We start from the raw sequence: 16,701 nt of genomic DNA on the forward strand, positions 1-16,701 counted from the left end.
GTCATCAGTATTTCATCAGTATTCAACGACAGGTGCCGATATCGAGGGGGATATCGTCGCAAGCAATGTACACCCTTTATATGACAGCCATATTGCAGCTTAAGCTTTGCGATACAGGCGGCGCGGATGGCCGATATTGCCGTACATCATCTCCACGCGCACGAATTGGCTGGCGACGCAGTATTCCAGGTAACGTCGGGCGGTGGTTTTGCTGATGCCGACCTGCTCGACGACGTCTTCCACCGCGTGCGCGATCTCAGGCCGGTTGATAAACAGCGCCTGTACCAGCTCCAGCGTATTGGCTTCAATGCCTTTGGCGCTCGGTTCGCTGGAAAACTGTTTGGATTGCAGGTTATACAGCGCGTCGACGCTGCTCTGGTCTATCACTTTGAAGCTGCGCTGGGTTTGCACAAACTGCATAAAGCGCTCCAGCGAGTTACGCAGCCGCTTGTAGGACACCGGTTTGATGATGTAATCGAAGGCACCGTTGCGGATCGCCTGGCTGCAGGTATTCATATCGCTGGCGGCGGTAATAAAGATCACCGAACACCCGGGGTTTTTCACCGCCGGCTCTTCCATCAGTTCAATGCCCTGGCCGTCCGGCAGAAAGTTATCCAGCAGGATCAGCCGTGGCTGGTGCGCGTTGACGTTGGCCCTGGCTTCGGCCAGCGTGGCGGCATGAGCCACCACCCGCAGAGCAAAGTTCTGCTCGATGAACTCTGCGTGCAGCGTCGCCAGCTGCGGCTCATCTTCCACGATCAAAACGTCCAGTGCTTCGTGTTGCATAATCGGGTGCTCAAGACTGTTATAAGGTTTTAGGTCTTTATCCGTCGTCTTTCAAACCTCGGCATTGTTGCTTGCGGCTCGAAAGTCATAGGGGATAAATAAGGAAAATATGGCGCCGTGCGGATCGTTGTCCGACACTTCTATGCTGCCGTGCGCCTGTGCCACATGGCTGGCGACCAGATGCAGGCCGATACCGTGGTCGCCTTTGTCATCTTTGGTGGTGACGCCCTGCTCAAACAGCGTATCGCGCACCTCCGCCGCAATGCCGGTGCCGCGATCGGCCACTTCAATCACCAACTCATTGCTGCTGTCGCTGATATAGAGTTCTACCGCTTCGTGCGGCGCATCGCAATGCAGCGTAGCTTCTACCGCATTATCCAGCAAATTACCGATGATCGACATCAGTTCGGTTTCGTTCAGCGCCGCCGGGATCTGCCGCAGTTGGCAGGCGGGATCAAAGCGCAATTCGACGCCTTTTTCCTTCGCGCTGGAGTACTTGCCCAACAGCAAGCCGCACAGCGCGGCCGAACTGAAGCGCTGAGAGATGAAATCGAGGATCTCCTGTGCGCCTTCCGACTGAGCCTCTACATAACGGATTGCCTCGTCGTAACGCTGCATATGCAGTAATCCGGCGAGGGTAGCGGTCCAGTTCAGTTGTTCATGGCGCATAATGCGCAGGTTGTCGGCATAGCGCTTTACCTGGCTTAGCTGGCTGCTCAGGGTATTGATGTCATTTTTGTCGCGGAAACTGATCACCCAGCCTTGCAGCACATCTTCTTGCATGATGCGCACCCGGCTGGCGATCACCCGCACGTGGTTGAAGCGGCACACTTCATCGTGAGTGTCATGCCCCAGTTGCGACGCACCGAAGAAGTCCGGCTGCGACTGGATCACTTCGCCGATTTCACGGCCCATCAGGGTGCTGGCGGGTTGCCGCAGATCCAGCAGTTCGCGCGCCGCGTGGTTGATGGTGATGATCCGCAACTGGGGATCGACGGCAATAACGCCTTCATAGATCGCTTCCAGCAGGGCTTTTTGCTGGCGCACCAGCAACGCAATTTCTTTGGGCTCAAGCCAGAACATTTGGCGTTTTAAATTTTTCGATAGCAGCCAGGAAAAAATAAACAGGGCAATTAACAACAACACAATGGAACCGACGATCTGCGTCAGGGTTCGCGCATTCAAATTGTCGATATGTGACTTCAGATAGCCAACGGAAACAATGCCGATGACATGATTATTGTCATCCAGTATCGGTGCTTTGCTGCGCAATGAAATGCCGATGCCGCCTTTGCGGATCGAAATAATGCTTTTCCCTTCCAATACTTCTTTATTATCGCCGCCGACCATCGGCGTACCGAAGCGATCGGCGTATTCAGAATGGTAAAGATGCCTGGCGCGATTATCGCCGATGACAATATAACTGGCATCGCTGCTGGCGCGTATTTTCTTCATCAGCGCAGCGATTTGCCCAAGGTCGTTTTTTTCCACGGCGCTGACCAGGGAGGGGATCAAAGCAATCTCCCGCGCCTGTACCTGCGCCCGCACCCCAAGGTCGCGATGCAACTGGGCATCCAACTGATGGTAGGTATAGGCGCCAATCAGCGTCAGCAGCAGACAGGAGAAGGCGACCAGGCACAGGAAAAGCTTGATTTGAAATGAGAGTTTTACGCGCATGGCCTGGGTTCACCCTGAGAGATCCTGAGCGCTTACCCTATCATGAGTCATGATTAATGTAATATTGCGCTCGAGCAAGTTGTGATCGCAGACACGGGATTATACTTACCGGGTATCGCTATTCAACGGCTGCGATAAAACGGATAAATTTTAAATAAAAATAGCATTAACACCATTAACACCGCGCCATATTTTACATAATCCCAATTAACACCATAGAAACCATAACCACCATTAAAAACCCTTTTTAATTTTGAACAAAATCACAACAGATAATCCGTGCATTTCTCTATGATGGCCGAACAAACTAATAAGAGGCCAGATTATGAGCACAACAGATGATTCTTACCTCGTCGCCAAAGACAAAACGGCTGAAATACCGCTGAGAGAAAAATGGTGGCACATACTGGACAATTACAAAGTAGGGATTATTCCGTTACCGTTCTTTATTCTGGCCGGCGTACTTATTTTACTGGATTGCCTGGAGGGGAAATTACCGAGCGATATCGTGGTAATGGTCGCCACGCTGGCTTTCTTTGGCTTTGCCTGCGGCGAGTTTGGCAAACGCCTGCCGCTGATCGGCAAAATGGGAGCGGCGGCGATCTGCGCCACCTTTATTCCTTCCGCATTGGTGCATTATGGTCTGCTGCCGGACGTAGTGGTGGAATCGACCACCAAATTCTATAAATCGACCAATATTCTTTATCTCTATATCTGCTGCATTATTGTCGGCAGCATTATGAGCATGAACCGTCAGGTGCTGATTCAGGGCTTCCTGCGGATCTTCGCGCCCATGCTGTGCGGTGAGATTGTCGGCATGCTGGTGGGGATGGCGGTCGGTATGGCGCTTGGGCTGGAGCCGTTCCAGATCTTCTTCTTCCTGATCCTGCCGATCATGGCCGGTGGCGTCGGCGAAGGGGCTATACCGCTGTCGATGGGGTACGCGGCGATCCTGCATATGGAACAGGGCGTGGCGCTGGGCCGTATTCTGCCGATCGTCATGCTCGGCAGCCTGACCGCCATTATCCTTGCCGGCCTGCTCAACCAGCTCGGCAAACGCTATCCGCACCTGACCGGCGAAGGCAGCCTGATGCCAAGCAAACAGGGTGACGGCGATATGGCCGCCGTGGATAAAATCAGCGGCAAGGTGGATGTCAGCACCATTGCCTGCGGCGCGTTGTTGGCTATTTTGCTGTACATGGTGGGGATGTTGCTGCACCGCATGATTGGTCTGCCTGCACCGGTCGGCATGCTGTTTGCCGCCGTAGCGGTGAAGCTGGCGCACGGCGTGTCGCCGCGCATTCAGGAAGGTTCGCAGGTGGTGTATAAATTTTTCCGCACCGCAGTGACCTATCCGATTCTGTTTGCCGTCGGCGTGGCGATCACCCCGTGGCAGGAACTGGTGAATGCCTTCACCCTGCAGAACCTGGTGGTGATTGTCAGCACCGTCTGCGCGCTGGTGGCGACCGGCTTCTTCGTCGGCAAGAAAATTGGCATGCATCCCATTGATGTGGCGATTGTCTCCTGCTGCCAGAGCGGGCAGGGCGGCACCGGTGACGTCGCCATTCTTACCGCCGGCAACCGCATGTCGCTGATGCCGTTTGCCCAGATTGCTACCCGTATCGGCGGCGCGATTAACGTTTCGCTCTCCCTGCTGGTACTGGCTAAATTTTTCGCATAATAACCAATAAGACCTAAGCATTTCTTTGCCTTTCCCCGCCCCCGCGGGGATTTTTTTGCCCGTTCCACACCCTGGCGGCTGGATTCAATCCGCGCGCATTTCCAACAGTTCCAAAACGTTGCCATAGCGCCACCTTCAAACACCAGATTTTCAAATTGATAGTTCATAATAATTCCTTACTCGTTGTTTAGGGGCGTAAGGAAAATAACGGATACGTTTTTATTAAATATTGAGTGAGGTTGTTTAGATTTTCAGAAAAAAAGCATTAAAATTAAATATTTCTTTGAAAAAGAAATAATTTAATTTTATTTGTTGTGCAGGCGCATCGGCGGTTTTGGGGTAATACTTACCGCTGTCTAATCACAACAAGGAGTCATCATGTTCTGGAAACGCTACCTGTTAGGTGCGGCATTGGCGGTTATGGCGTTGCAGGCTACGGCCGCCGCACCGCAGGTAAAAACGCCTTCACCGGGTTTTTATCGCATCATGCTGGGCAGTTATGAAGTCACGGCCTTGTCCGACGGCGTGATCCGCCTGCCGGTGGATAAACTGCTGCTCAACAGTACACCGCAACAAATTGCCGAGGGCCTGGCGGAACATCATCAGAGCCTGCCGGTGGTTACCTCGGTCAATGCCTATCTGATCAATACCGGCAGCAAGCTGGTCATGATCGATGCCGGAGCCGGTAAGCTGCTGGGGGATGGCCTGGATCAACTGGTGACTCATCTTCGGGCGGCCGGTTATCAGCCGGAACAGGTGGATGAAATTTATCTGACCCATATGCACCCGGATCATTTAGGCGGGCTGACGGAAAACGGTCAGGCGCGTTTCCCGAATGCCTTGGTGCGCGCTTCACAGCAGGATGCCGATTTTTGGCTGAGCGAAAAACACCTGCAACACGCGAAGGCGGAAGATAAGGCCAATTTTGAAAACGCCATCGCGGCGATCAAGCCCTATCAGGCCGCCGGGCATTTCAAACCCTTCAGCAACGACGGCGAGCTGTCGCCGGGTATTGCCGCATTTGCCACCCACGGCCATACGCCGGGCCATAGCGTTTATCAGGTGACCAGCCAGGGTAAAAAACTGCTGTTGTTGGGCGATTTGATCCACGTGGCCGCAGTACAGTTTGCCCATCCGCAAGTGGCGATCAGTTTCGACAGTGACCCCAAAGCGGCGGTCGTGCAACGGCTGCGGGTGTTTGGCGACAGCGCCCGACAAAGTGAACTGGTCGGAGCCGCGCATCTGTCTTTCCCTGGGCTGGGTTACCTGAACAAGCAGGGGGAAGGCTACAACTGGGTGCCGTTGGATTACGGCGCGTTATAGACCGCAGGCCGCCGAACAGGCGGCTTATTATTGATTGCGTGCAGCGAAAACCTCGCTGAACCAGTCGATAAAGACCCGCACCCGTGGCGACAGCTGGCGGTTACGCGGGTAGAGCAGCGAAACCGGCATCGGTGTGGACGGGCATTGCGGCAGCAGCGGCACCAGTTTGCCGCTGGCCAAATCGTCAAGCAGGTGATAGCGCGGTACCTGGATAATCCCCAGCCCCATGCGCGCCGCCGCGACCAGGCTTTCCGCTGCGCTGACCGACACCGTAGTGGGCAAAGTCACCTGTTGCGGCCGGCCGTTGACGCTAAACTCCAGCGGCATCACCGCGCCGGTGGCCGAGGAGCGGAAACCGACCATATGATGCCCCTGAAGGTGATCAAGGCTGAGTGGCGTACCGAAGCGCCGCAGGTATTCCGGCGCGGCACAGGTGACTTCTTCCAGCTCCCCCAAGCGGCGCGCCGCCATATCGCTGTCTTTCAGCTTGCCGACGCGCACCACGCAGTCGATGCCTTCCCGTACCGGATCCACCAGCCTGTCACCTTCGCTCATGTAAAATTCGATATCCGGATACTGAGCTAAAAAGTCGGGCAAGCCCGGCAGCAGAAAGTGCCGCGCCAGCGTGCCATGCACGTCGATGCGCAACAGCCCGCGCGGCTTGGCGCCGGCAAACGCCATCTCGGCATCTTCGATATCGGCCAGAATGGTCAGGCAACGCTGATAGTAGGCTTCGCCATCCAGCGTCGGGCTGACATGGCGCGTGGTACGCTGCAGCAGCCGCACCTGTAACCGCGCCTCCAGCTGTTTGATGGCATCGGTCACCGTCGAACGCGGCAGGTTCATATCCTGTGCGGCTTGAGTAAAACTGCGCTGTTCCACCACGCGGGTGAACAGGCGCATGGCATCGATTCTGTCCATTGTTATTGTTCGTTTATTTCGGATAGTGATAACGAATTTTAGGTGATTATTCGCCGGTGCGAAAGGTGCATGATCACTCCACATCGGCAAGCCTGCCGACGCTGACCTGACGAGGATTGAGAAGATGAACAACAGCAACCCGAAAATCGCCCTTGTGACCGGAGCCTCTCGCGGCATTGGCGCCGCCATTGCCGAGCGGCTGGCAGCGGACGGTTTTACCGTGATCGTCAACTATTCGGGCAACCAGGCATTGGCCGATGAGCTGGTGCGTAAAATTGAACAAAACGGCGGCCGCGCGCTGAGCGCCAAAGCCGACGTCAGCGATGCGGCTGCCGTCGCCCAACTGTTTGACCGCGCCGAACAGGCTTTCGGCGGCGTCGATATCCTGGTGAATAACGCCGGAGTGATTGCTCTGGCGCCTGTGGCGGAAATGAGCGACGCCGACGTCGATCGCCTGATCGACATCAACCTGAAAGGCACCTTCAACACGCTGCGCGAAGCGGCAAAGCGTTTGCGTGACAATGGGCGCATCATTAACTTTTCATCCAGCGTGGTGGGGCTGTTGCAGCCGGGTTACGGCATGTACGCCGCCAGCAAGGCCGCCGTTGAAGCGCTGACCAGCGTATTGGCGAAAGAGCTGCGCGGCCGCAACATTACCGTCAATGCGATTGCGCCTGGGCCGACCGCCACCAGCCTGTTCCTGGACGGCAAAACCCCGGATCTGATCGAGCGTCTGGCGAAGATGGCGCCGCTGGAACGCCTGGGTCAACCGCAGGATATCGCTGCAGCGGTCTCCTTCCTGGCCGGTGCCGACGGCAGTTGGGTCAACGGTCAAACCCTGCGTGCCAACGGCGGCATCATCTGATCCTGCGCAAAGTTCGCGATTTCCCGTTGCCGGATCGGGTATCCTGTGGCGGGCAAATTTAGGGCGGGAGCGTTTTATGGCGGGTAACAATAACTCAGGGGACGACGGCGTTCGGTCGCCCTGCGTCGCCCTTTGTCGGATCGATGCCGATAAGCAGTGGTGTCGGGGTTGTTGGCGCACGCTGGATGAAATCGCCGCCTGGCCAACCGCCAACGACGAGGAGAAACGCGCCGTCTGGCAACGTCTCCGGCTGCGTGCGGAGATGTTTCTCCATGATGAAGAGTAGGGCGCGGCATGCCACGCCCGCTCACCGGCGAGTACTGCAGGGGCGAAGTGACTCGCCGCCGCGTCCCCCTCAGAAATCCCAGTCTTCATCCTCGGTATTGACCGCTTTGCCAATCACGTAAGACGAGCCGGAGCCGGAGAAGAAATCGTGGTTCTCATCGGCATTCGGCGACAGCGCTGACAGAATGGCCGGATTGACCTCCGCCATCGCCGGTGGAAACAGCGCTTCATAACCCAGGTTCATCAACGCCTTGTTGGCGTTGTAGTGCAGGAAGGTTTTCACGTCTTCCGTCCAACCTACGCCGTCATACAGCTCCTCGGTATAGCGCACCTCGTTGTCGTACAGATCCTGCAGCAAATCGAAGGCGAAATTTTTCACCTGCTGGCGCCGGGTGGCGTCAACCTTCTCCAGCCCTTTCTGGAATTTATAGCCGATGTAATAACCGTGGACCGCTTCGTCGCGAATGATCAGGCGGATCAAATCGGCGGTGTTGGTCAGCTTGGCGCGGCTCGACCAGTACATCGGCAGATAAAAGCCCGAATAGAACAGGAAGGATTCCAGGAACACGCTGGCGACCTTCTTCAGCAGCGGATCGTCGCTGCGGTAGTGGGCCAGAATGATGTGGGCTTTTTTTTGCAGCGCGCGGTTCTCCTCGCTCCAGCGGTAGGCATCGTCCACGTCCGGCGTCTGGCACAGGGTGGAGAAAATCGAGCTGTAAGAGCGGGCGTGTACCGCCTCCATAAAGCCAATGTTCGAATAGACCGCCTCTTCGTGCGGCGTCAAAGCATCGGCGATCAGTGCCGGCGCGCCGACGGTGTTCTGAATGGTATCCAGCAGCGTCAGCCCGGTGAACACGCGGATGGTCAGCTGCTGCTCTTTTGGCGTCAGCGTGGCCCAGGAAGGGATGTCGTTCGACAGCGGCACCTTCTCCGGCAGCCAGAAGTTGGAGGTCAGACGGTTCCAGACCTCCAGATCCTTGTCGTCCTCGATGCTATTCCAGTTGATGGCGCGCACCAGCGGCGCCGGTTTATTGATGGTCATAAGTTGCCTCACAGCGCGCAGGACACGCAGCCCTGTACCTCGGTGCCTTCCAACGCCATCTGGCGCAGGCGGATGTAGTAAATGGTTTTGATGCCCTGACGCCAGGCGTAAATCTGCGCCCGGTTGATATCGCGGGTGGTGGCGGTATCGCGGAAGAACAGCGTCAGCGACAGCCCCTGATCGACGTGCTGGCTGGCGGCGGCGTAGGTGTCGATAATCTTTTCCGGGCCAATGTCATAGGCATCCTGGTAATACTCCAGGTTGTCGTTGGTCATATAGGGTGCCGGATAGTACACGCGGCCAATTTTTCCCTCTTTGCGGATCTCGATGCGCGACACGATCGGATGAATGCTTGAGGTCGAATTGTTGATGTAGGAAATGGAGCCGGTTGGCGGCACCGCCTGCAGATTTTGGTTATACAATCCGTGCATCATCACCGACTGACGCAGCGCCAGCCACTCTTCACGGCCTGGAATGGCGATATTGGCATCGGCGAACAGCGTGCGAACCCGTTCGGTCCGCGGCAGCCATTCCCGCTCGGTATATTTGGTGAAGTAGTCGCCGGAAGCGTAGGTGGAATGCTCGAAGCCTTCGAACGCGCTGCCGCGCTCGATCGCCAACCGGTTGGAGGCGCGAATGGCGTGGTAAGCCAGGGTATAGAAATAGATATTGGTGAAGTCGATGCCTTCTTCCGAGCCGTAGAAGATACGTTCACGCGCCAGATAGCCGTGCAGGTTCATCTGGCCCAGGCCAATGGCGTGCGAGCTGCGGTTACCTTCGGCGATTGACGGCACCGAGCGAATATCGCTCATGTCGGCCACGGCGGTCAGCGCGCGAATCGCGGTGTCGACCGCTTTGCCGAAGTCCGGCGCATCCATGGTTTTGGCGATGTTCAGCGAACCGAGGTTGCAGGAAATGTCCTTGCCCACCCGATCATAACTCAGGTCATCGTGATAAGTGCTGGCGCGGTTGACCTGTAAAATCTCAGAGCACAGGTTGCTCATATTGATGCGCCCGGCGATCGGGTTCTCGCGGTTGACCGTATCTTCGAACATCATGTACGGGTAGCCGGATTCAAACTGAATCTCCGCCAGCACCTGGAAAAACTCGCGTGCATTGATGCGCGATTTGCGGATGCGTTTGTCATCCACCATCTCGCGGTATTTCTCGCTGATGCTGATGTCCGAAAACGGCACGCCGTACACCTGCTCAACGTCGTAAGGCGAGAACAGGTACATTTCTTCGTTGTTTTTCGCCAACTCGAAAGTGATATCCGGGATCACCACCCCCAGCGACAGCGTTTTGATGCGGATTTTCTCGTCGGCGTTTTCGCGCTTGGTATCGAGAAAACGCAGGATGTCGGGATGGTGCGCATTGAGATACACCGCGCCGGCCCCCTGACGCGCACCCAACTGGTTGGCGTAGGAAAAGGCGTCCTCGAGCATTTTCATGATCGGGATGACGCCGGAGGACTGGTTTTCAATACGCTTGATGGGGGCACCCACTTCACGAATGTTGGTCAGCAGAAACGCCACGCCGCCGCCGCGTTTCGACAATTGCAGCGCGGAGTTCACCGCCCGGCCGATCGACTCCATATTATCTTCGATGCGCAACAGGAAGCAGGAAACCAGTTCGCCACGCTGCTGTTTGCCGCAGTTGAGGAAGGTTGGCGTCGCCGGCTGGAAACGGCCGGAAATCATCTCTTCCACCAGATCCTGCGCAAGCCGGGTATCTCCCGCCGCCAACGTCAATGCCACCATGCATACGCGGTCTTCGTAACGTTCCAGATAACGTTTGCCGTCAAAGGTTTTCAGCGTATAGCTGGTGTAGTATTTGAAGGCGCCGAGGAAGGTCTCGAAGCGGAATTTTTTGGCATAGGCCTGCTGGAACAACCGTTTGATAAAGCTGAAATCGTACTGCGCCAGCACCGCCTGCTCGTAATAGCCTTCCTCCACCAGATAGCGCAGCTTCTCTTCCAGATTGTGAAAGAACACGGTGTTCTGATTCACGTGCTGCAGGAAATAGTGCCGCGCCGCCAGCCGATCCTTATCGAACTGGATACGGCCTTCGGCATCATAAAGATTGAGCATCGCGTTGAGCGAATGGTAATCCAGCGCGCCGGAGGCGGGCCTGGTCAGTTCTGTCGTTGCCAAAATGCGGTTACTCCCTGTCGAACGTTTGCAACGTCTTGCGTGGTGCCGAGCAGCTCAAAGCGATAAAGAAAAGGCACCTGACATTTTTTGGCGATGATGTCGCCGGCAATGCCGTACGCTGCGCCGAAGTTGGTATTCCCGGCGGCGATAACGCCGCGCAGGTATGAACGGTTCTGCGGATCGTTGAGAAAGCGGATCACCTGGATCGGCACGGCCCCCACGGCGCTGCCGCCGCCATAGCTGGGCACAATCAGGATATAGGGTTCTTCCATCAGCAATTTGCTGCGTGCGCCGGCGATCGGGATGCGCCTCGCCGGCAAGCCCAGTTTTTCAACGAACCTGTGGGTGTTCTCCGAACTGCTGGAGAAATAAACCAACGGGTGCATGGCGGGCCTCAAGACGCGAGAGCGTGGGCCAGGGCGCCAATCTTGTCGGGACGGAAACCTGACCAATGATCGTCGCCGGCGATAATCACCGGAACCTGCTGATAACCCAGCGATTTAACATGATTTAACGCCTGTTGATCCTGAGTGAGATCGATCACCTCATAGCCGATGCCTTGTCGATCAAAGGCGCGATAGGTGGCGTTGCACTGGACACAGTCCGGTTTACTGTAAATAATAATGCTCATGATTCGCATTTACCTTTTAAGATGAAGGAAAGGCGGACAGGTCAGATAACGGAGCATTGAACGGCGTTTCTGACGGCGTTACCCAGCGACAAATCATACCGACACCGGATAAGCTGAATACTATATGTGGATATTTTATTTATCAACCACGCTATATATAGTGTTTTGATGGTTTTTTCGCTAAGGCCGCAGCGGGGCTGGATCTGGGGGCGGGAAATTTATTTCGAGGGCCTGCCGCTTGGAGGTACCCCCTCACAAGGAGAGGGGGAAATGCAGCCCGATTACTGGCGCATGCTGACTGCCAGGCGGTTAAAGGCGTTCATGATGCTGATGGCGAAGGTCAGATCGGCAATTTCTGCGTCACTGAAGTGCATCTGCAGCGCCTCAAATGCGCTATCCGGTGCGCCGGTAGCGGCGATAAGGGTCACGGATTCCGCCCACTCCAGCGCCGCGCGTTCGCGCTCGCTGAATGCATTGCTGACGCGCCAGCCCGCCAGTTGGTCCAGTTTGTCGTTACTGATGCCGCTTTCGCGCAGCGCCTTGCCGTGCATCTCCAGGCAGAAGGCGCAGCCGTTGATTTGGGAGACGCGCATAAACATCAGCTCGATAGTCGTCTTGTCCAGTGCGCCTTTCTCCAGCGCCATCAGCGCGCTTACCAGGCCTTTGTAAGGGGCGGCAGAGAGTTCGGCGTATTTCAATCGTTGCTTAATCATGGTCAACCTCAGTTAGCGGATAGCAAAATCATGGGGGCTACTTTAGCGGCGACATGGACTATGCTATAGAGCCATAAAATGATTATTTAACCGGGCCATGATGCGCCAATTTCTTTCCTCCCTGCGGCTGGATAACCAGCTTGCCGAACCGCTCTACCGGCAGATTTATCTGCGGATTAAAGACGCCATTGCGCAGAGGGCGCTGACGGCGGGCAGCCGGTTGCCTTCGGTGCGTGGATTGGCGAGCGATCTGGGCGTCGCGCGCGCCACCGTAGAAAGCGCCTATGCTCAGTTGATTGCCGAAGGTTTTTTGCAGAGCCGGGGGCAGGCGGGCACCTATGTTTCACCGCAGTTACCTAACCTGCCGGCACGCGCCGCGTCGGTGGCGGAACCCATGCCGGCGGTGGCGCCGAACTCGCTGCATCCGAACGGGACGATGCCGCCGTTTCAACTGGGGCTACCGGCGCTGGACGCCTTTCCGCGCGCGCTGTGGCAGCGGATTGTCGCCCGTCAGTTGCGCACCGGCACCATGGTATCGCTGGCGCATCCGCCCACCAATGGCCTGCCGGAACTGCGGGCGGCCATCGCCAACTATTTGCATCTTTCCCGGGGCATCAGCTGCCGGCCGGAGCAGGTCTTCGTTTGCGCCGGTTATCAGGCGTTGCTCGATCGGGTTATCGGCACCTTGTTAACGCCGGGTGATGACGTGTGGCTGGAGGATCCGGGGTATCCGGTGACGCTGCCGCTGTTTCGCGCTGCCGGCATGCGGCCAGTGGCGGTACCGGTTGACGAGCAGGGGATGGATATCGCCGCCGGTATTAGCGCCGCGCCAGGCGCACGCATGGCGGTGTTGACGCCGACGCATCAAAGCCCGCTGGGCGTGTCGCTCAGCCTGGCAAGGCGTGTGACGTTGTTGGAATGGGCGCAGCAGCGCGCGGCGTGGATCCTTGAGGATGACTATGACAGTGAGGTTCGCTATCACGGCCGGCCGCTGCCGCCGCTGAAAAGCCTCGATCGCCAGGGACGGGTGCTGTACGCCGGTACCTTCAGCAAAACCCTGTTCCCGGCGTTGCGGATGGCTTATTTGGTGGTGCCTGTCGGGCTGGTGGAGGCCTTTGGCCACAGCAGCCGGCTGCGGGGCTGCGGTTGCCCGCCGTTGATGCAGGCCAGCGTGGCGGACTTTATCAATCAGGGGCATTTTTATCGCCATTTGAAGCGAATGCGGCCGATCTACCGTCAACGGCGTGAATGGCTGGCGCAGGCGATCGAGCGACAGTTGAGCGAGCATCTTGCCGTGGCGTCGCAGGCGGGCGGCATTCAGTTATTGGCTCGCCTGACGGCGTCTTCGGGGCTGGATAAGCGTCTGGCGCAGCGTGGCTGGGAAGAAGGGGTGTCGCTGCAGGCGTTGTCGGATTGGCAGATAACTCACCCTTCAGGAGAGGGGCTGCTAATGGGCTTTGCCAACTTTACTCAGCGGGCGGATGCGGAACGGGCAGTGGCCAGGCTGGCCAGGTTATTCAACGGCGGAAATTAAACGGCCCGCGGTTTCCCGTGGGCCAGACGCACATCTGTTTTATCTTTATGACTGCAAGGGGTGTTAACGCCGGGCCAGCAGAACGCCCAGGACGATGCCAACAGCGGCCCCGATCCCTACGCCCTGCCAAGGTTTGTCGTGCACATAGCTGTCGGCTTGATCGACGGCGTCGCGTGCGTGTTGTGTCAGACTGCTGGAACCGTTGAAGCGTGCGCGGGCATCGCGTAATACGCCTTTTGCCTTGCTGTGCAGCTCTTTCAGTTCCTCTTTGGTCTTGTCACCGGATTCGCGTAGCACCTCATCCAACGTATCCGCCAGAAGGGTGACGTCCTGATCGATGTCGCGTTCTACTTTTTCTGATTTCCTAAACATTCGACTCTCCGTTTCGACACATGTCTATTAAGTGTAGACCCTTTTTCAAACTGTGTTGGCGATCACGGAAAAAACCGCACCAGGGTTGGCGCTCATTGCCTCGTTCTCGCTTGTACATTTGGTTACGCGGCGAAACCAATCACTCACGGAAGCGGCTCATCGATTCCTCTAGTATCTGTTTCAACGGCCCAACAGGGCTTACCGAAAAAACACTCTGAGGAATTAAAGATGAAAAAAGTATTAGCCCTGATCGTTGCTGCTACCATGGGTCTGTCTTCTGTTGCTTTCGCTGCCGATACTGCGACTGCTGCTCCAGCAACTACCACTCCGGCTGCAACCACCACCACTACTACCGCTGCGCCGGCCGCTGCTGCTGAGAAAGCACCAGCTAAAGCAACGCATCACAAGAAAGCGAAGCATCACAAAAAAGCCCCAGCTCAGAAAGCTCAGGCCGCTAAAAAGCACCACAAAAAAGCCGCTGTTCAGAAAGCCCAGGCTGCCAAAAAGCACCACAAAGCCACCAAGCAAGCGCCAGCTCAGAAAGCCCAGGCTGCTAAAAAACACCACAAAGCGCCAGTGCAGAAAGCCCAGGCCGCTAAAAAACACCACAAAGCGCCAGTACAGAAAGCTCAGGCCGCTAAAAAACACCACAAAGCTGCCAAAAAAGCCGCTACTCCAGCCGCTTAATTGAGTGAAAAATGCGGGGCCTGAAGGCGCCGCATGATCCAGACAGTATTCAGACACCCGGTCCGCCGGGTGTTTTCTTTGAGGGCTATCTCATGATGATCAATCGCTATCTGTTTGAAGTGATTTTCAGCGCCGTCACCCTGTGCGGGCTGATCGTCGCCTGGGAACTGTTTCTGGCCGACGGTTTCCTGTGATTATTGTGCGAGGGGGGTCTCATGCAGATGCCGCCAGCCCAGGCCGCTTTGGGTCTGTTCAAATACGACCGTTGAGTTACGCAGCGTGGTTGCCTGTCCGGGCAGCGTTTGCCTTTCGCGATAACTGACTACCGCCCCCGTCGGCCATTCGGCCACCAACGTCATTTCTTCTATTGCGATTTCCAGGCCCGGTTTGGCAGCGCGATGCGCGCGGAAAAACGCGCACAATGCGGTGAAGTCCAACCTGCCGCCGTTTAGCGCAATCATGCTGAAGGCCGGATCAAAACGCGCCAGCAGCGCTTGTTCGTCACCCGCTCCTTTTTCAAGCCAGTTTTCAATAGCGGCGTGAGCGTCGATCACTTCGGTAAAATATCGGTTCATGAGGTTTCCTGTTGAGCGTTGAGACGGCGCACGATGGCGCGATTAGCGATGCGCAGACACAGCAGCAGCGGGATTAGCGTGCTGGCGGCGGCAAGGTAAAAACAGCTTCGATAAGCGACAATCGGCGGAAAATGCTCAAGCAGCAGATTGAGCAACAGGCTGAGCAGCGCGACGCCCAGGCAAAAACTGAGTTGGCGATTGATATTCCACAGCGCACTGGCGTCCGCCAACTGTTCATCGGCGATATGCAGGAACGCGCTGCTTTGTGCGGTGCTGCTGCACAGGCTGCCGCCAAAGCCCATCAGGGCAAAGGCGCTAATTTGCCATCCATGATCCCCGGCGTGAGCAATCTGCGACAGCGCCAAAATGCCCAGCCCCTGCAACAGGCAGCCGGCAATAAATAGCGGCCGTGGCCCAAGGCGGTTGAATTTCTTGCCGGTCAGGGTGATGGCCAGGAAGGAGGCCAGCGACCAGGGCAGCATCAGGCTGCCAACCTGCGCGGCGCGCATGCCCAGTTGATTTTGCAAATACAACATGGCGACCAGGCTAACGCCGATAAACAGGCCGGGAATGCACTGATAAATCATCATCGAGGTGCGCAGCAGAGGATCCCGCACCAGCCGCAGGTTCAACAGCGGCTGGGCGACGCGCAGGCTGCGCCGCAGGTAATGGGCCAACACCAGCGCGCCACCGGCCAGCAACAGCGTGCCCTGCAGCAGGCTATCGACCTCACCCAGCCGGGTCAGGCCAAGCAGGATCAGTGTCAGGGCGACGCAGGCGCTGATCAGCCCCTGAACGTCGAGCGGTTTGCGCTGTGGATCTGGGGCCTGGGCGCGCAGCCAAAATGCAGCCAGCAGCAACGCCAGAGCCGCCAACGGCAGATTGGCGAAAAATACCCAGCGCCAGTCAAGCCGATCGACAATCAGCCCGCCCAGCGCCGGTGACAGCGCGGGAGCCAGCAGTCCGACCAGCATAATGGCGGCGGAAAGCCCGGCGCGTTCATGACTGCGGTAGAGCTGATAGGTCAGCGTCTGACCGATAGGGATCAGCAGCCCGCCGCCCATGCCTTGTACCACCCGCCAGCCAATCAACTCGCCGATGGAGCCGGCATAGCCCGCCGCCGCGGTCGCCAGCATAAACAGCGTCAGCGACAGCAAAAATACCCGCCGCCCGCCAATGCGCTGCGCCAGCCAGGCGCTGAGCGGGATCACCAGCGTCAGGCCGAGGATATAGCCATTGCTGACCCAGGCCAGTTCGCTGACCGAGGCATGCAGCGCATGGCCGATGGACGGATAGGCGACATTGGCGATAAACATGTTGATCAGATCGACGAAAAATCCGAGCAGATAGACGATTGCGACTTTGATGCGATAGGGCATGGTGCCTCCGGTTGAAGGCTGGCAGTGTAGCGGTGACGAAAGTGCGGATAAATCGGCCACGGACGATTACACTGTCA

Annotated in this window: 17 protein-coding genes; 6 read left to right on the forward strand and 11 right to left on the reverse strand. The window is 56.9% G+C overall.

Translation table 11 applies throughout. From position 1 onward, the window contains the following. Window positions 1-99: 99 nt before the first annotated feature. Together V2S86_RS00100 and V2S86_RS00105 are read right to left on the reverse strand one after the other, a co-directional pair. Window positions 100-786, reverse strand: coding sequence for a response regulator (locus V2S86_RS00100; RefSeq protein ID WP_330760729.1), 687 nt, complete (start codon window positions 784-786; stop codon window positions 100-102). Between the two features lie 51 nt (window positions 787-837). Beyond that, window positions 838-2,463 carry a sensor histidine kinase gene (locus V2S86_RS00105; protein ID WP_330760730.1) on the reverse strand — a complete coding sequence of 542 codons (1,626 nt, stop codon included), beginning with the start codon at window positions 2,461-2,463 and terminating at the stop codon, window positions 838-840. Window positions 2,464-2,788: 325 nt separating this feature from the next. On the opposite strand from V2S86_RS00105, the gene V2S86_RS00110 reads away from it, so the two are divergent. Both V2S86_RS00110 and V2S86_RS00115 read left to right on the forward strand, forming a co-directional pair. Further along, window positions 2,789-4,144 (forward strand): 2-hydroxycarboxylate transporter family protein, encoded by a 1,356-nt coding sequence (locus V2S86_RS00110; RefSeq protein WP_330760731.1) that lies wholly within the window; start codon window positions 2,789-2,791, stop codon window positions 4,142-4,144. 378 nt (window positions 4,145-4,522) lie between these two features. Then, window positions 4,523-5,467: an MBL fold metallo-hydrolase gene (locus V2S86_RS00115; RefSeq protein ID WP_330760732.1), complete on the forward strand. Its 945-nt coding sequence runs from the start codon at window positions 4,523-4,525 to the stop codon at window positions 5,465-5,467. A 27-nt stretch (window positions 5,468-5,494) separates the two neighbouring features. On the opposite strand, the gene V2S86_RS00120 is transcribed toward V2S86_RS00115, so the two are convergent. Next, entirely contained in the window at window positions 5,495-6,388 is an 894-nt protein-coding gene (locus tag V2S86_RS00120; RefSeq protein ID WP_330760733.1) for a LysR family transcriptional regulator, read from the reverse strand. 124 nt (window positions 6,389-6,512) lie between these two features. On the opposite strand from V2S86_RS00120, the gene V2S86_RS00125 reads away from it, so the two are divergent. Further along, the gene (locus V2S86_RS00125) at window positions 6,513-7,253 is read left to right on the forward strand and encodes an SDR family oxidoreductase (protein WP_330760734.1); all 741 of its coding nucleotides are present in this window, start codon (window positions 6,513-6,515) and stop codon (window positions 7,251-7,253) included. 76 nt (window positions 7,254-7,329) lie between these two features. Then, window positions 7,330-7,539, forward strand: coding sequence for a DUF1289 domain-containing protein (locus V2S86_RS00130; protein WP_330760735.1), 210 nt, complete (start codon window positions 7,330-7,332; stop codon window positions 7,537-7,539). 69 nt (window positions 7,540-7,608) lie between these two features. On the opposite strand, the gene nrdF is transcribed toward V2S86_RS00130, so the two are convergent. The 5 genes from nrdF to V2S86_RS00155 all read right to left on the reverse strand — a co-directional run bounded on the left by nrdF (window position 7,609) and on the right by V2S86_RS00155 (window position 12,077). Continuing rightward, window positions 7,609-8,580: a class 1b ribonucleoside-diphosphate reductase subunit beta gene (gene nrdF, locus V2S86_RS00135; protein WP_330760736.1), complete on the reverse strand. Its 972-nt coding sequence runs from the start codon at window positions 8,578-8,580 to the stop codon at window positions 7,609-7,611. An 8-nt stretch (window positions 8,581-8,588) separates the two neighbouring features. Next, entirely contained in the window at window positions 8,589-10,733 is a 2,145-nt protein-coding gene (gene nrdE, locus V2S86_RS00140; RefSeq protein ID WP_330760737.1) for a class 1b ribonucleoside-diphosphate reductase subunit alpha, read from the reverse strand. Continuing rightward, window positions 10,715-11,119 carry a class Ib ribonucleoside-diphosphate reductase assembly flavoprotein NrdI gene (gene nrdI / locus V2S86_RS00145; protein ID WP_006318556.1) on the reverse strand — a complete coding sequence of 135 codons (405 nt, stop codon included), beginning with the start codon at window positions 11,117-11,119 and terminating at the stop codon, window positions 10,715-10,717. Before nrdI ends, nrdE begins: the two co-directional genes overlap by 19 nt. An 8-nt stretch (window positions 11,120-11,127) precedes the next feature. After that, a complete protein-coding gene (nrdH, locus tag V2S86_RS00150) occupies window positions 11,128-11,364 on the reverse strand; it encodes a glutaredoxin-like protein NrdH (protein ID WP_330760738.1) in 237 nt (78 codons plus the stop codon). 281 nt (window positions 11,365-11,645) lie between these two features. Beyond that, window positions 11,646-12,077: a carboxymuconolactone decarboxylase family protein gene (locus V2S86_RS00155; protein WP_330760739.1), complete on the reverse strand. Its 432-nt coding sequence runs from the start codon at window positions 12,075-12,077 to the stop codon at window positions 11,646-11,648. Window positions 12,078-12,174: 97 nt separating this feature from the next. On the opposite strand from V2S86_RS00155, the gene pdxR reads away from it, so the two are divergent. Beyond that, complete coding sequence (pdxR, locus tag V2S86_RS00160; RefSeq protein ID WP_330760740.1) at window positions 12,175-13,611, forward strand: MocR-like pyridoxine biosynthesis transcription factor PdxR; 1,437 nt, start codon at window positions 12,175-12,177, stop codon at window positions 13,609-13,611. Between the two features lie 63 nt (window positions 13,612-13,674). Here pdxR and V2S86_RS00165 read toward each other — a convergent pair whose 3' ends face one another. Beyond that, window positions 13,675-13,983 (reverse strand): DUF883 family protein, encoded by a 309-nt coding sequence (locus V2S86_RS00165; RefSeq protein WP_330760741.1) that lies wholly within the window; start codon window positions 13,981-13,983, stop codon window positions 13,675-13,677. 228 nt (window positions 13,984-14,211) lie between these two features. On the opposite strand from V2S86_RS00165, the gene asr reads away from it, so the two are divergent. Further along, the gene (gene asr, locus V2S86_RS00170) at window positions 14,212-14,670 is read left to right on the forward strand and encodes an acid resistance repetitive basic protein Asr (protein ID WP_330760742.1); all 459 of its coding nucleotides are present in this window, start codon (window positions 14,212-14,214) and stop codon (window positions 14,668-14,670) included. A gap of 194 nt (window positions 14,671-14,864) precedes the next feature. Here asr and V2S86_RS00175 read toward each other — a convergent pair whose 3' ends face one another. Together V2S86_RS00175 and V2S86_RS00180 are read right to left on the reverse strand one after the other, a co-directional pair. After that, window positions 14,865-15,245, reverse strand: a complete 381-nt coding sequence (locus tag V2S86_RS00175; RefSeq protein WP_062791793.1) for a DUF4440 domain-containing protein — start codon at window positions 15,243-15,245, stop codon at window positions 14,865-14,867. Next, the gene (locus V2S86_RS00180) at window positions 15,242-16,624 is read right to left on the reverse strand and encodes an MFS transporter (RefSeq protein ID WP_330760743.1); all 1,383 of its coding nucleotides are present in this window, start codon (window positions 16,622-16,624) and stop codon (window positions 15,242-15,244) included. Before V2S86_RS00180 ends, V2S86_RS00175 begins: the two co-directional genes overlap by 4 nt. Window positions 16,625-16,701: the final 77 nt, after the last annotated feature.

Origin of the sequence: Serratia sp. C2(1) (assembly GCF_036352655.1) — a bacterium.
GTDB lineage: Bacteria > Pseudomonadota > Gammaproteobacteria > Enterobacterales > Enterobacteriaceae > Serratia > Serratia inhibens.